Origin of the sequence: Cellulophaga sp. 20_2_10 (genome assembly GCF_023476645.1) — a bacterium.
In the GTDB taxonomy this organism is placed as follows: Bacteria; Bacteroidota; Bacteroidia; order Flavobacteriales; family Flavobacteriaceae; genus Cellulophaga.
Genome location: NZ_JAMCOJ010000001.1, coordinates 271889 through 287196 on the forward strand (window position 1 = coordinate 271889; position 15308 = coordinate 287196).

The 15308-nt window shown below is 33.9% G+C and carries 16 protein-coding genes; 8 read left to right on the forward strand and 8 right to left on the reverse strand.

Annotated features, from left to right (window positions below; all coding sequences use genetic code 11):
• Positions 1-21: 21 nt before the first annotated feature.
• The gene (locus tag M4I21_RS01210) at positions 22-1878 is read right to left on the reverse strand and encodes a DNA topoisomerase IV subunit B (RefSeq protein WP_249557128.1); all 1857 of its coding nucleotides are present in this window, start codon (positions 1876-1878) and stop codon (positions 22-24) included.
• Positions 1879-2108: 230 nt separating this feature from the next.
• Entirely contained in the window at positions 2109-3203 is a 1095-nt protein-coding gene (gene ychF / locus M4I21_RS01215) for a redox-regulated ATPase YchF (protein ID WP_249557129.1), read from the reverse strand.
• Positions 3204-3311: 108 nt separating this feature from the next.
• Between ychF and M4I21_RS01220 the strand changes: the two genes are divergently transcribed.
• Complete coding sequence (locus M4I21_RS01220; RefSeq protein ID WP_249557130.1) at positions 3312-6002, forward strand: TonB-dependent receptor; 2691 nt, start codon at positions 3312-3314, stop codon at positions 6000-6002.
• Positions 6003-6078: 76 nt separating this feature from the next.
• Here the strand turns inward: M4I21_RS01220 and M4I21_RS01225 are convergent, their stop codons facing one another.
• Complete coding sequence (locus tag M4I21_RS01225; protein WP_249557132.1) at positions 6079-6429, reverse strand: 4Fe-4S dicluster domain-containing protein; 351 nt, start codon at positions 6427-6429, stop codon at positions 6079-6081.
• An 87-nt stretch (positions 6430-6516) separates the two neighbouring features.
• Here M4I21_RS01225 and M4I21_RS01230 point away from each other — a divergent pair, with 87 nt between their 5' ends.
• The 6 genes from M4I21_RS01230 (at position 6517) to M4I21_RS01255 (ending at position 11388) form a co-directional block, all read left to right on the forward strand.
• A complete protein-coding gene (locus M4I21_RS01230) occupies positions 6517-7578 on the forward strand; it encodes an acyl-CoA reductase (protein ID WP_249557133.1) in 1062 nt (353 codons plus the stop codon).
• 157 nt (positions 7579-7735) lie between these two features.
• The gene (serC, locus tag M4I21_RS01235; RefSeq protein ID WP_249557134.1) at positions 7736-8800 is read left to right on the forward strand and encodes a 3-phosphoserine/phosphohydroxythreonine transaminase; all 1065 of its coding nucleotides are present in this window, start codon (positions 7736-7738) and stop codon (positions 8798-8800) included.
• A 26-nt stretch (positions 8801-8826) separates the two neighbouring features.
• Complete coding sequence (locus M4I21_RS01240; RefSeq protein ID WP_249557136.1) at positions 8827-9780, forward strand: NAD(P)-dependent oxidoreductase; 954 nt, start codon at positions 8827-8829, stop codon at positions 9778-9780.
• 82 nt (positions 9781-9862) lie between these two features.
• Positions 9863-10504 carry a DUF937 domain-containing protein gene (locus M4I21_RS01245; RefSeq protein ID WP_249557138.1) on the forward strand — a complete coding sequence of 214 codons (642 nt, stop codon included), beginning with the start codon at positions 9863-9865 and terminating at the stop codon, positions 10502-10504.
• A gap of 78 nt (positions 10505-10582) precedes the next feature.
• The gene (locus tag M4I21_RS01250; protein WP_249557142.1) at positions 10583-11038 is read left to right on the forward strand and encodes a DUF6146 family protein; all 456 of its coding nucleotides are present in this window, start codon (positions 10583-10585) and stop codon (positions 11036-11038) included.
• A 32-nt stretch (positions 11039-11070) separates the two neighbouring features.
• Positions 11071-11388, forward strand: a complete 318-nt coding sequence (locus tag M4I21_RS01255; RefSeq protein WP_249557143.1) for a DUF6787 family protein — start codon at positions 11071-11073, stop codon at positions 11386-11388.
• A 27-nt stretch (positions 11389-11415) separates the two neighbouring features.
• Here the strand turns inward: M4I21_RS01255 and M4I21_RS01260 are convergent, their stop codons facing one another.
• Genes M4I21_RS01260 through folE form a run of 5 tightly spaced genes read right to left on the reverse strand, consistent with a single transcriptional unit; the run spans position 11416 to position 14281 of the window.
• Positions 11416-11895: a monoheme cytochrome C gene (locus M4I21_RS01260; RefSeq protein WP_249557144.1), complete on the reverse strand. Its 480-nt coding sequence runs from the start codon at positions 11893-11895 to the stop codon at positions 11416-11418.
• Positions 11896-13116 carry a sulfite oxidase gene (locus M4I21_RS01265; protein ID WP_249557145.1) on the reverse strand — a complete coding sequence of 407 codons (1221 nt, stop codon included), beginning with the start codon at positions 13114-13116 and terminating at the stop codon, positions 11896-11898.
• Between the two features lie 21 nt (positions 13117-13137).
• Positions 13138-13323 carry a hypothetical protein gene (locus M4I21_RS01270; protein WP_249557146.1) on the reverse strand — a complete coding sequence of 62 codons (186 nt, stop codon included), beginning with the start codon at positions 13321-13323 and terminating at the stop codon, positions 13138-13140.
• A gap of 1 nt (position 13324) precedes the next feature.
• Positions 13325-13627 (reverse strand): hypothetical protein, encoded by a 303-nt coding sequence (locus tag M4I21_RS01275; RefSeq protein ID WP_249557147.1) that lies wholly within the window; start codon positions 13625-13627, stop codon positions 13325-13327.
• 54 nt (positions 13628-13681) lie between these two features.
• On the reverse strand, positions 13682-14281 hold the full coding sequence (gene folE / locus M4I21_RS01280; RefSeq protein ID WP_249557148.1) for a GTP cyclohydrolase I FolE: 600 nt from the start codon (positions 14279-14281) through the stop codon (positions 13682-13684).
• A 174-nt stretch (positions 14282-14455) separates the two neighbouring features.
• On the opposite strand from folE, the gene M4I21_RS01285 reads away from it, so the two are divergent.
• Entirely contained in the window at positions 14456-15307 is an 852-nt protein-coding gene (locus tag M4I21_RS01285; protein ID WP_249557149.1) for an ABC transporter ATP-binding protein, read from the forward strand.
• Position 15308 lies beyond the last annotated feature (1 nt).

The window sequence follows — 15308 nt, forward strand, 5'->3', positions numbered from 1 at the left end:
TCGTGTTTATCTGGTTTATAATTAGTTTTCCTCGATTATATCAAGTTCTACTTTAAGGTTTTCGATTATAAATTTTTGTCTGTCTGGCGTATTTTTACCCATATAAAAACTAAGCAATTGCTCTATAGACATTGACTTATCTAGCATTACAGGCTCTAAACGAATGTCTGCTCCAATAAAGTGCTGAAACTCATCTGGAGATATTTCACCTAAACCTTTAAATCGGGTTATTTCTGGCTTACCACTTAACTTCTCCATAGCATCAGCTTTCTCTTCTGGACTATAACAGTAGAAAGTTTGTTTTTTATTACGAACTCTAAAAAGTGGAGTTTGTAATATATATAAATGATTTTCTTTTATTAATTCCGGAAAGAATTGCAAGAAGAATGTAATTAATAACAATCTAATGTGCATACCATCTACATCGGCATCTGTTGCAATTACAATATTATTGTAACGCAGATCCTCCATAGACTCCTCTATATTTAATGCAGCCTGAAGTAAATTAAACTCTTCATTCTCGTACACTATCTTTTTTGATAACCCATAAGAATTTAAAGGCTTACCCTTTAAACTAAATACCGCTTGTGTGTTTACATCTCTAGACTTAGTAATAGATCCAGAAGCAGAATCTCCCTCTGTGATAAATAAAGTTGACTCTAATCTTCGATCTTTTTTTAAATCACCTAGATGCACACGACAATCTCTAAGCTTTTTATTATGTAGACTTGCTTTTTTAGCCCTATCCTTTGCTAATTTACGTATACCAGACAAATCTTTACGTTCGCGTTCTGCTTGTATTATTTTGCGCTGTAAAGTATCTGCCGTATCTGTGTTCTTATGCAGGTAGTTATCTAAATACTTACCAACAAAATCGTTAATATACGTCCGTACCGTTGGGTAGTTACCCCCCATATCTGTAGAACCAAGCTTTGTTTTAGTTTGACTCTCAAAAATAGGTTCCGTTACTTTAATAGAAACAGCAGAAATAATAGATTTACGTATGTCTGAAGCTTCGTAATTTTTCCCGTAAAAATCTCGTATTGTTTTTACTATCGCCTCTCTAAAAGCTGCTTGGTGCGTACCACCTTGTGTTGTATGTTGACCATTAACAAAAGATTGATACTCTTCACTATACTGACTTTTACTGTGTGTGATAGCAATTTCTATGTCGTCTCCTTTTAAATGAATAATAGGATACAGTAAGTCTTCTGCATTGTTGTTTTCCTCCAAAAGATCTTTTAATCCGTTTTCAGAAAAATATTTTTCACCATTAAAAACTATAGTTAAACCAGGGTTTAAGTACACATAGTTTTTAAGCATACGAATTACATACTCGTTTCTATACTTGTAATTTTTAAAAATAGCTTCATCTGGAGTAAAAGAGACTTTTGTTCCTTTTCGCTTAGAGCTTTCTACAGGCCCTTCTTCTGCCACTAAATTACCTTGACTAAACTCCGCCCATTTAGATTGCCCTTCTCTAGAAGATTCTACCTTAAAAAAGTTAGACAAAGCATTTACTGCTTTTGTACCAACACCATTTAAACCAACAGACTTTTTAAAGGCCTTAGAATCGTACTTACCACCAGTATTCATTTTAGACACAACATCTACAACTTTACCAAGCGGAATACCACGACCATAATCTCGCACCTTAACCACATTGTCTTTTATGCCAATCTCAATGGTTTTACCGGCACCCATTACAAATTCATCTATACAGTTATCTAACACCTCTTTTAGAAGTATGTAAATACCATCATCAGCAGATGAACCATCACCCAATTTACCAATATACATTCCAGGACGCATACGAATATGCTCTTTCCAATCTAGCGAACGGATATTGTCTTCTGTATATTTAGTATTGTCTGACATTAGTTTTGGGTAATTGCAGTTTTCACGCTAATATAGTAAGTGTTAGAAAAAAATGAAACTCCTACGGCTTAAAGTAATTAACAATAGTACTTTTTATTTTGTTAATAGATAAAAATTAAGTAGTTACAAAACTGCACTACTTTAAAAAGTTAGGGATTTTAACCCTAACTCATAAAAAATGCCACAACGTTAATTGTGGCATTTTTTTGTTTTATAAAAAAAGTATTTAATTATACATTAAATCTAAAATGCATTACATCTCCGTCTTTAACTATATATTCTTTACCTTCTACTCGCATTTTTCCTGCTTCTTTTACTTTTGTTTCACTACCAAAAGCAACATAATCATCATAAGCAATAACTTCTGCACGTATAAATCCTTTCTCAAAATCTGTATGTATAACTCCTGCCGCTTGTGGCGCAGTAGCTCCTACAGGAATAGTCCATGCACGAACCTCTTTAACTCCAGCTGTAAAATAAGTTTCTAGGTCTAATAATTTATATGCTCCTCTAATTAACTTAGCAGAACCAGGCTCTTTTAAGCCTAAATCTTCTAAAAACATTTGACGTTCATCATAACTATCTAACTCCGTAATATCTGCCTCTGTACCTACTGCCAAGAAAATTACTTCAGCATTTTCTTTAGCAACAGCTTCCTTTACTTTCTCTACATATGCATTGCCACTAACAGCACCTTCTTCATCTACATTACAAACGTACATCACTGGTTTATCTGTAATAAATTGTAAAGGTTTCACAAATTCTATTCTATCCTTTTCATCTATTTCAATAGCTCTAATAGAAATTCCAGCTTCCAATGCTTCTTTTATTTTTAAAAGAACAGCCTCTTCTTTTTGCGCTTCCTTATTTCCTGTTTTAGCAGTACGCTTAACTTTTTCTAGTTTTTTATCTACAGTTTCTAAATCTTTTAACTGTAATTCCATGTCAATAGTTTCCTTGTCTCTAATAGGATCTACAGAACCATCTACATGCACTATATTGTCATCATTAAAACAACGTAAAACATGTAAAATAGCATCAGTTTCACGAATATTTCCCAAAAACTGATTCCCTAATCCTTCACCTTTACTAGCTCCTTTAACAAGACCTGCAATATCTACTATCTCTACAGTAGCTGGCAAAACGCGCTCTGGATCTACCAATTCTTCTAATTTCTGTAACCTTGCATCAGGAACGTTTACTACTCCAATGTTAGGTTCTATAGTACAAAAGGGAAAGTTTGCACTTTGCGCTTTTGCATTAGATAAACAATTAAAAAGGGTAGATTTCCCCACGTTTGGCAATCCAACAATACCTGCTTTCATTTCTAATTCTATTTTTAGTGCCGCAAATATACCATTTATAAATTTTCAAGAACAAATAAAACGTTTTTCATTACCTTTAGATTAGTAAAAACCTAAATATCAACCTATATGAAAAAAAAATGCATTCTTATTTTAAGTCTTTTATGCTTCTCGTTCTCGTTTAGCCAAAGCACAATTACGGGTACCGTAGTAGACGACCAAGGAGCTCCACTTGCTGGGGTAAACATCCTTGAAAAAGGAACTACAAATGGAATATCTACCGATTTTGATGGTAAGTACTCCATTGATACCCAAGAAAACGCAACACTTGTATTTAGCTACATTGGCTTTGCAACACAGGAAATTAGCACGTCTGGCAAAACAACAATTAATGTAACTTTATCTGAAGGTATGCTTTTAGATGAAATACAACTAGTTGGCTCCAGAAGTCCAAAGAGAACAGCCACAGACACTGCTGTACCTATAGATGTACTAGATGTAGCAGAAATTGCTTCTAACACAGGGAAAGCAGAAGTTAGTGACATTCTACAATATGCCGCCCCTTCTTTTAATGCTACCAAACAATCTGGATCTGATGGTGCCGACCATATTGTACCTGCTTCTTTAAGAGGCCTTGGTCCTGACCAAACACTTGTTTTGGTAAATGGAAAAAGAAGACATCAATCTTCTTTAGTAAACATCTTTGGAACTAGAGGTCGCGGAAATTCTGGAACAGATTTAAATGCTATTCCTACTTCTGCCATTAAAAGAATTGAAGTACTAAGAGATGGTGCCTCTGCACAATATGGTTCTGACGCTATTGCAGGCGTAATTAACATTGTTTTAAAAACCAAAACAGATGGTTTTTCTGGCGGAGTAACTTACGGAGCTTATAGTACTGCTATTGGCGATGGATGGGCCGAAGAAACTGGAGAAACCTTATACAACGTAGAAGGTGAGAACAGATTAGATGGTAAAGACAAAAGATTTGATGGAGCTACAACTAAAATAGATGTAAATTATGGTATGCCTCTAGGACAGAATGGTGGCTACCTTAATCTAACGACAGAATTTTTATCAAAAGAAAAAACACTTAGACCTGGTTTCTCTTGGAGAAAAGGATATGGTGGCGCGGCTATTGACGGATTTAACTTTATGATTAACTCTGCTGTTCCTATAGATGAAAACACAGAAGTATATGCTTTTGGTGGCAGAAACTACAGAGACACTAATGCAAACGCATTTTCTAGAGATGGTTTTGCAGATGGCGACAATAGAGCTGTTCCTAGTCTTTACCCTAATGGTTTTACACCTCAAATTACATCTTTAATTACAGATGCTTCATTATCTGCTGGTGTTAGACATACAATGGAAAATGGTTGGAATATGGATTTTAATAATACATATGGTAAAAACAATTTTCATTATTTTGTAAAGAATACAAACAACGCATCTTTAAAAGATGCTTCTCCAACAGATTTTGATGCTGGCGGACACTACTTATCTATGAACACTACAGGATTAGAGTTTAATAAGTATTTTGAAGATGTTGCAGCTGGTTTAAACGTTGCTTACGGATTTGAATATAGAACCGAAAACTTTGGTATTTTCTCTGGAGAAGAAGCCTCTTATTCCTTATATGATGATAATGGCGTTGCTGTTACAAACCCCGCGACACAATCTGCTGCGCAAGATAGTAACGGAGATGATTTACCTGGAAGCTCACAAGGTTTTCCTGGCTATGGTCCTGCTAACGAAGTAGATCGCAGCAGAACTAACTATGGTATTTATGTAGATTCAGAATTAAATGTATCTGAAGAATTTATGGTTGGCGGTGCTTTGCGTTATGAAAACTATAGTGATTTTGGTAACACATTTAACTTTAAACTTGCAAGTAGATATAAGGTTAGTGATAATTTAGCTTTTAGAGGTTCAGTTTCTTCTGGTTTTAGAGCTCCTTCTTTAGCGCAATTGTATTACAACTTAATTTTTACAAATATTGTTGCTGGTAGATCTGTTCCTTCTTTATTATCAGCAAATAATAGTACAGTAACTAAAGCTTTTGGAATTGGGCAATTAACCGAAGAAAAAGCTTTTAATGCTAGTTTAGGTTTTACCTATACAAATGGTGGTTTTTCTGCGACTATAGATGCCTATTCTATCTCTGTAGATGACCGTATTATATTAACAGATAACTTTACAGACCAAACTGTATTAGGTCCTTTGGGTGTAGATGCTGCGCAGTTCTTTGCTAACGGTGTAGATACCAGAACGTCTGGCTTAGATATTGTATTAAACTACAGCACAGCTCTTGGTAGTGAAGGAAAATTAAATGTTGGACTTATTGGTAACTTTAATGATCTTGAAGTAAAAGAGATACACAATGGCAATTTAAATGAATTTACATTTTTTGGACCATTATCTCAAGCTTATTTAGAAGCTGCTGCTCCAGATTACAAGTTTGGACTTAATCTTGGTTACGCTACTTCTAAATTCAACATACAATCTACTCTAACACAGTTTAGCGAGGTACAATTACAAGATTTTCAATGGGTAGATACTCCTGCTACAACACAAGCAGAAGCAGATGCTTTATACCCTGTAGCTACAGATGTTTACGAAGCTGCTTTGGTTGTAGATTTAAGTGCTGGTTATCAGTTTTGCAAAAATCTTAAGTTAACAATTGGTGCCAATAACTTATTTAACAAGTACCCATCACCACAGTTTGATGGCTGGACAGATCAAGGTGGTCTAGCAGATTCTGTGCAAATGGGCTCAGATGGAACTTACCTTTTTAGTAGAATTAACTTTAATTTCTAAAAAACAGAAACCATATAAATGCAAAAAGCGAGGACAATTGTCCTCGCTTTTTTTATGTAATAGAATTAAAATATTATTATTCAGGGTGCATAAAGCGTTGCTTTCCTAGTAATACTTCTTCTGTTTCAACTATATCATCATCTGGCACGCAACAATCTACAGGGCAAACTGCAGCGCATTGTGGTTCTTCATGAAAACCCTTACACTCTGTACACTTATCAGGGGAAATATAATAGATTTCATCACTTATAGGTTCTTGAGACTCTTCAGCGTCTACTTCTTTTCCGTTAGGCAAAACCACCTTACCTTCTAAAGATGTACCATCTGCATATCTCCAGTCATCTGCACCTTCATAAATTGCTGTATTTGGACATTCTGGTTCGCAAGCACCACAATTAATACATTCGTCTGTTATTATTATTGCCATAATTTATATCAATTTTTAGACTGATATTTAATCAGTATATCTACTTTTGCACAAAGGTAAACCCTATTAAATCACTATACAAATAAAATGGCTAAACTTGAAGATAGAATAGTTGCTTTTTCTAAATTAGGAACTTTGTTTGCAGATTATTACGAATATGCAAGCGCAGAAAAACAGATAGAAACTACAAATGAGTGGGTATCTAAACTGCATGATACTGTACACTCAGCTAGCTTATATAACGGTTGGTTTACGGAAGAAAATATTCTTTTTTGCTTGCAAAGTTGGAGTGAATTATTAACAGAAAAAAACTTAAACAATTGGTTTAAGCAATACGACTTAAACACGTTAAATAACAAACGTGTAGCTATAATAATGGCAGGGAACATTCCGCTTGTTGGTTTTCACGATTTTTTAGCTACTATTCTAACAGGAAACACTGCATTAATTAAGTTATCATCTAACGATAAAATACTTTTACCTTTTGTTTCTTCATTCTTAATAGAACAACTTCCTAGTCTAGCAAACGCAATAGTTTACATAGAGGGAAGGTTAGAAAACTTTGATGCCGTAATAGCTACTGGAAGCAACAATACAGCTCGTTATTTTGAGCATTACTTCGGTAAAAAACCTAATATCATAAGAAAAAGTAGAAATTCAATTGCAGTTTTAACAGGGAATGAATCCAAAGAACAACTAGAAAAACTTAGTGAAGATGTATTTAGATACTATGGTTTGGGCTGTAGAAGTGTATCTAAATTATTTGTTCCTAAAGGATACGATTTTGACTCGTTCTTTAAAGCTATGTACCCAAAACAAGATATTATACACCACGTTAAATACGCTAACAACTACGACTACAACAAGGCTGTATATTTAATGAGTGAATTTAAAATTTTGGAGAATGGGTTTTTAATGATAAAAGAAGATCCTAGCTACGCCTCTCCTATTTCTTCTGTCTTTTATGAGTACTATGATACTATTGAAGAGTTAAAAGAAAAACTAAACACAGACAAAGATAAAATACAATGCGTTGTTTCTAATGGATTATTAGATGATGAAGTTGCCTTTGGAAAAACACAACTCCCTAGTTTAACAGATTATGCAGACAATGTAGACACTGTTGAATTCTTGTTGAAAACATCTTAGAATTAATTAAAATAAAAAAAGGTCTATTGCTATAAAAGTTAGACCTTTACGCAATATTTAAATAAATTTATTATAGGGTTAAACAATTAGCACATAGTTAATTAACTCACAAACATTAATTGGTTTGCATGTGCCAATTACAAACAAATTCTTACAAATGAAAAAACATAATTTTAGCGCAGGACCTTGCATATTACCACAAGAAGTATTGCAAAAAGCATCAGAAGCTATACTAGATTTTAATGGCTCTGGATTGTCTTTAATAGAAATATCTCACCGTAGTAAAGACTTTGTTGAAGTAATGGATACTGCTCAATCTTTAGCTCTAGAACTTTTAGACCTTAAAGGCAAAGGCTACAAAGCGTTATTTTTACAAGGTGGTGCTAGCATGCAATTTTTAATGACAGCTTACAATTTATTAGAAAATAAAGCTGGTTATTTAAACACAGGTACTTGGAGTGATAAAGCTATTAAAGAAGCTAAGTTATTTGGAGAAGTTGTTGAAGTAAGATCATCTAAAGACAAAAAATTCAACTATATACCAAAAAACTATATGGTTCCTGCAGATTTAGATTATTTTCATTTAACATCTAACAATACCATATTTGGAACTCAGGTAAAAGAATTTCCAAAGACTAAAATTCCAATGGTTTGCGATATGAGTTCTGATATCTTTTCTCGTAAATTAGATTTTTCTCAGTTCGACTTAATCTACGCGGGAGCCCAAAAAAATATGGGTCCGGCTGGTGCAACACTAGTAGTTATTAAAGAAGACGTTTTAGGTAAGGTAACTAGACAAATACCTTCTATGTTAGATTATAAAGTACATATTAGCAAAGAAAGTATGTTTAACACTCCTCCCGTTTTTGCCGTGTATACATCCATGCTAACCCTACAATGGCTAAAAAACCTAGGTGGTATAGAAGCTATTGAAGAAATAAATAATAAAAAAGCACAACTTTTATATTCAGAAATAGATTTAAACCCAATGTTTAAAGGGTATGCAGAAAAAGCAGACCGTTCTACTATGAATGCCACATTTAACTTAACAGATGAGAAATTAAAAGATTCCTTTGATGCCATGTGTAAAGAAGCTGGTATTAATGGTATTAACGGTCATAGATCTGTTGGTGGTTATAGAGCGTCTATGTACAATGCACTGTCTTTAGATAGTGTTGGTGCACTGGTAGACATCATGAGCGACTTAGAAAGAAACGCATAAGCAGTTACAACTAATTAAGATTAAGTATGAAAAAAATATTAGCAAACGACGGTATATCTCAAAACGGTATAGACGCATTAGAAAAAGCTGGTTTTTCTGTAAACACAACAACTGTGGCACAAGAACAGCTTGCTAATTACATAAACGAAAATAAAATTTCTGCCTTATTGGTACGCAGTGCTACACAAGTTCGTAAAGATATTATAGACAACTGCCCTACTTTAGAGTTAATAGGTCGTGGTGGTGTTGGTATGGATAATATAGATGTAGATTACGCTAAAGAAAAAGGACTGCACGTTATAAATACGCCTGCTGCCTCTTCTGCTTCTGTAGCAGAACTAGTATTTGCACATTTATATAATGGTGTGCGTTATTTATATGATGCCAACCGTATTATGCCTTTAGAAGGTGACAGCAAGTTTAAAGAGCTTAAGAAAGCCTATGCTAAAGGCGTAGAACTTAGAGGTAAAACCATAGGTATTATTGGTTTTGGTAAAATAGGTCAAGCCACAGCACAAATAGCACTTGGTGTTGGCATGAAGGTGATTTACCATGATATAAAGGTTGAAGAAGCTACAGTTGCCGTTTCTTTTTTTGATGGACAATCAGTTTCTTTTAAGCTAAAAAACACACCTAAAGATCAACTTTTAAAAGAATCCGACTTTATTACTATTCACGTTCCTGCACAAAAAGGATACACTATTGGTGAAGCTGATTTAGATAAAATGAAACATGGTGTTGGTATTATTAATGCAGCTCGTGGTGGTGCTTTAGATGAAGTTGCTTTGGTTGATTCTTTAGAAGAAAACAAAGTTTCTTTTGCAGGTTTAGACGTATACGAATCAGAGCCAAATCCAGAAATAAGAATCTTAATGCATCCAAAAATTTCATTAACACCACATATTGGTGCTGCTACTAAAGATGCGCAAGATAGAATAGGTGAAGAATTAGCACAACAGATTGTTACTTTACTGAAATAATTGCAGCTTATCGGTTATTCTATAATACCAACTTTTTTTTTTGTAAATTGAATCATTATTAAACATTAACTAAACAAAATAAATGTCAGGATTATTAGATTTATTAAATAGCCCATTAGGGTCGCAGATTATTAAAGGTGTTGCTGGTCAAGCAGGAGAATCTGAACAAAAAACAGCAGGTGTTTTAAGCATGGCGTTACCTTTATTAATGGGTGCCATGAAAAAAAACTCAGCTACTCCAGAAGGAGCTCAAGGATTAATGAGTGCTTTATCAGGTAAACATGATGGTAGCATTTTAGATAACCTTGGAGGTTTATTTGGTGGCGGTGTAGATGACAATGTTATGAACGATGGTCAAGGCATTTTAAATCACGTATTAGGAGCAAAACAACCACAGGTAGAAAATGCATTAAGCCAAAAAGCTGGTGTAAGTTCTGATACTGTTGCTACCATTCTAAAAATTGCTGCTCCACTTTTAATGGGGGTTTTAGGTAAACAAGCAAAGAACGAACAAGTTGGTGAATCTAACGGAATAGGGAACCTTTTAGGTGGCTTATTGGGTAATGACGATAACAGCAACAAAGAACAATCTTTAATTGAATCTTTTTTAGATTCTGATGGAGATGGTAGCATCTTAGACGATGTTGCTGGTATGGTACTTGGAGGAAACAAAGGTGGAGATTCTGGAATTGGAGGTCTTTTAGGCGGACTTTTTGGAAAATAAAAACACTTATTTTACATATAAAAAGCCACTTAATTTTTTTAAGTGGCTTTTTTGTATCTTAGAGTAAATCTAAAAGCTATGAAAAAGCGAACTTATTTATATAGTTTATTATTAGCTACTACTCTATTTTTAAATAGTTGCGTTAGCTCTAAAGAAGTTGTGACTATTTCTGATGCCGAAAAAGAAATATTTACCGAAAAAGAAGGTGAAGCTGTTGTAATTGGTGATGAAGAATCTGAATACGAAATAACAATAATAGATCCAGGGTTTAGTGCTTGGTTAGCAAGTTATGCAAGGCCAGAACAGTTTTACTCCCAAAATTACCTGGAAACAAGAAATAGAGTTTATGTAATTGAGTGGAACGCTAGAGCAGCACAACCTTTTAGATATGATCCTAATTTGTACGAAATGCAAATAAATTACAATTCTAATACAGATTACGGCTACGAGGTTAACTATAAACTATACAATTACTTCATATATTTTCAAAGAAAGTACAATCAACGTCTTGGGTATTTTGTTCCTCGCATATAAGCTATTATATTTGCGACCGAATAAACACTACTATGGACAAATTAAAAAAACGCTGGGGAATAGATTCTAATTTCGCCATTGTTATGATACTTCTTGTTTTTGCTGTAACAGGATCCTCTTCTTTAAAAATTGCAAGACCATTTTTAGAGTTCATAGGTTTTACAAGAGAAATTTTCCCTACAGACTGGTACTATGCTATTCCTTATTGGGCAGTACGTATTTTAGTTATTTTCCCAATTTACCAAATATTGCTAGTTGCTTTTGGTTGGTTATTTGGACAATTTAAATTCTTTTGGGCTTTTGAAAAGAAAATGCTTTCTAGACTAGGCTTAGGTCGTTTTTTAAAATAATAGCTGCAAATCAGTCTAATTGATTAACTAATTCAACTCGTACCACTCTATATTTTCTAAGTTTGCCCGTCTACCCATATTTTTGGGTGCATAATTTTTAGCTAGGTAATTTACTATTATGTCTTCGTTTTTACCCAAGTCCCACAGATTCTGTGTTTCTTGCATCCAACGAATTGTAGCAATCCATCTTTCTTTTGTCATTCTATTCTGAGTCACCATTTTAGCAGAATGGCAGCTTGTACAATTAGTAACCACTGTCATTAACCCGTCATCATCAACAAAGCCAGTTCTTAAATGTATTCCGTTTTCAACTTTATCCCAGTCGTCTTCACTTATAGTATCATCTACTACAACTAACTCTGTTTCTTTTTCTTTAAAAGCAGATAAACTAGGATCTACAAGCGCATATATAGCAAAGGCTGTACCCAAAAGTACAACACACCATACCATAATAAGCATTCTGTAGACTTGTTTAGCTTGGCCTTTAAATTTATTTTCTTCACTCATCTATTTCACTTTTACAGCTATTCTATGACAAGCATTGTTTAAGTATCCTTTAGGATTCCACCCAGGAACCAACATTGGTTGCCCTACTCCATTAGCATCTGTAGCACGAGCCCAAACTTCATAATATCCTTTTTCAGGAAATGTAATTACAGCATTAAAATGTTGCCAAGCCAATCTATTTACTGGTTTTTCTATAGAACACGTTTGCCAAGTAGCACCAAAGTCTATGGAATATTCCATTTGATCAACTTCTAATTCTCCTGCCCAAGCGTGACCACGAATTTTCAATTTTTTATCTAATTCTAACACTGCACCAGACTTTGGATAAGTAATTAAAGATTTTACAGGCATAGACTCTATAATTTTCATATCCTCATCTTCTACCTTTTCTCCTGGAGCAACTGTATTTTTGGGAACCCTATAAGCTGGTGCTTTCATTTTAGCCCCGTCATGTTCAATATTACGAACACTAATGCGGTTTAACCACTTACCAGAAGTAGATGCTGGCCAACCACCACAAACCAAACGTAAAGGGTAGCCGTGAGCTGCCGGAATATCTTCACCATTCATTTTAAAAGCTACTAAAGTTTCCTCTTGTACCGCTTTACGCATTGGTACACCCCTAGAAATAGGCTCTTTATTTGGATCTCTGCTAATATGAGAATCTGCTGCGTGATACCCAATGTAAACCGCAGAATCTTTTACACCTACATCATCAAGAATATCTTTAAGCCTAACACCAGTCCAACTAGCACAAGAAACAGCACCTATAGTCCATTGATTTCCTTTTGCTGGCGGGTTAAACTCGGACCTACCGTTACCGCCGCATTCAACAGTAAGTTGATAAGTATAGTGCTTAAATTTTGATTTTAATTCTGATAAAGTATACGTTTTTGTCTGTTCTACAGATTCACCATCTATGACAAGCGTCCAACTAGCAACATCTATATTTTCTGGTGGAATACCATTATTTCTAATAAACATATTTTTATTAGATGTTACTTTTTCATCTAATAAATGAGCTTTGGCTTCAATATTCCAAGGTTTATCATTTAAAACCACCATTTCTTTATCTAACCCAAATAAAACAAATGGATCTGTATCTTGCAAAGCTAACGGTTGGTAATTTATTGGCATTTTAGAACCAAAAACAATATCCGCCCCAATAATACCTGCCATAGTAGTTAGTGTGGCTTTTCTAACAAAATTTCTTCTTTTCAAATCAGTTCTAGGATATAATTATTATTCAATTTCACCTCTATTTCTTGCTCTAATATTAAAAATCATTGCTACAGTTACAGCAGTAGCTGAAATAATACCCACATAAAAACCAATACTTAAGTCATTATAATCCGCAGTAAGTAGGTGCATTAAAATTAGTAATAAACAGAAGAATATTACAATAAATGGTATAATTTTTTTACTCATACTATTTTTTAGTGATAACTTTATCTAGTTTAGATCCGCTAATTACATATGTATATAGCCACATTAAGGTAAAAGAAGGTATAAAATCTGTTCCAGGTATTAATTCCTCTACAAAAGATACCATACCTGCTGCTTTGCCTGCCGTACCTTTATACATTCTAGTCATTAACCAATAAGAAACTGGAGCCCACACAACATCTGTAAACTCTCCTATTCCTATAACTGAAAAAGAAAGCATTCCTATTGCATCAAAAAGAAGACCCAAGAACAAGTCTTTATATTTGTTATTTTTAGTATTTGTCATATTAAAATAGTTAGTGTACTTTACTAATATACAAAAGTAATGCCAGTGTTTTTTTTACGAAAGACTAGAGCTTATCAACTTTAAAAACTCATTTCGCGTTTCTTGCTTTTCAAACTGACCTCTAAAACCAGATGTTGTTGTAACAGAATTTTGTTTTTGCACTCCACGCATCATCATACACATATGAGAAGCCTCTATAACAACAGCTACACCTTGTGGTTTTAATGTATCGTTTAGACACTCTAAAATATCGTGTGTTAAGCGCTCTTGCACCTGCAGTCTTCTTGCAAATACATCTACAATTCTTGGTATTTTACTTAAACCAACAATATGCCCGTTTGGTATGTATGCAACATGTGCTTTTCCAAAAAATGGTAACATATGATGCTCACACAAAGAATACAACTCTATGTCTTTAATTATAACCATATCGTCATAATCTTCTTTAAACATTGCAGCCTTTAATATCTTTACTGGATCTTGCTCGTATCCTTGAGTTAAAAACAACATTGCTTTTGCTGCTCTTTCTGGTGTTTTAACTAAGCCCTCTCTTTCTATATCTTCACCAACACCTTTAATTATTTTAGAATAATTATCCTTTACTTCGTCTGCTGCTTCTAAGTTGTACTCCTCAAAGTTTTTGTAAAAAGACATAGTATGTATTTTGTTTTAATGTAGTTTTTATTCCGTTTAAGAACTTTTAAATCTAAAAAGTCCGCTTCTCTTTCAAAAATAGGTATTAAAATTGAATATTAAATACCGCTTTCTTTTATTTATTTTTGCCATATCACAGCTAATGACTACTTTCATCGGCGAAAAAATAAGGGAATGATAAAAGCTAAAAATATTAGAAAGTTTTACGGGAAACTTCAGGTTTTAAAAGGTGTAAATCTTCATATAAAAAAAGGTGAAGTTGTTTCTATTGTTGGTGCTTCTGGCGCAGGTAAAACTACGCTATTGCAGATACTAGGAACCTTAGATAATCCCGATTTACAAAAAGATTCTTCTTTAGTTATTAATGATACAGATATTACATTATACAGTGAAAAAAAAGCTAAGAAATCTGCTCAATGGTTATTTTTTCTAAAAATAATATACTCCATATTTGTCGCTGTTTCACTTTTTATAAGCCCTGAAAACCTAGATGAATATGTAATGTTAACAATAAGAATTGTTCTAGTTATACCCTTATTAATATTAGGTATTTTACGATTTATCAAGAAAGAAGAAAAATCTAATGATCTTTCATCCTTTAGAAACGAACATATTGGCTTTATTTTTCAATTTCACCAATTATTACCTGAATTTACAGCTTTAGAGAATGCTTGTATCCCTGCTTACATCAGAAAAACACCTAAAGAAGAAGCTGAAAAAAGAGGAAAAGAACTTCTAGATTTTCTTGGTCTTTCTCATAGATACCACCATAAACCTAGCGAATTATCTGGAGGAGAACAACAACGTGTTGCTGTTGCAAGAGCTTTAATAAACAACCCTTCTATTATTTTTGCTGATGAACCTAGTGGTAACTTAGATTCTGAGAGTGCAGATAACCTACATAAATTATTTTTTAAATTACGAGACGAGTTTGGACAAACCTTTGTTATTGTAACACACAATGAGGAGCTCGCAGATATGGCAGATCGTAAATTAGTAATGGTAGACGGACAAATAAAAGAGTAGA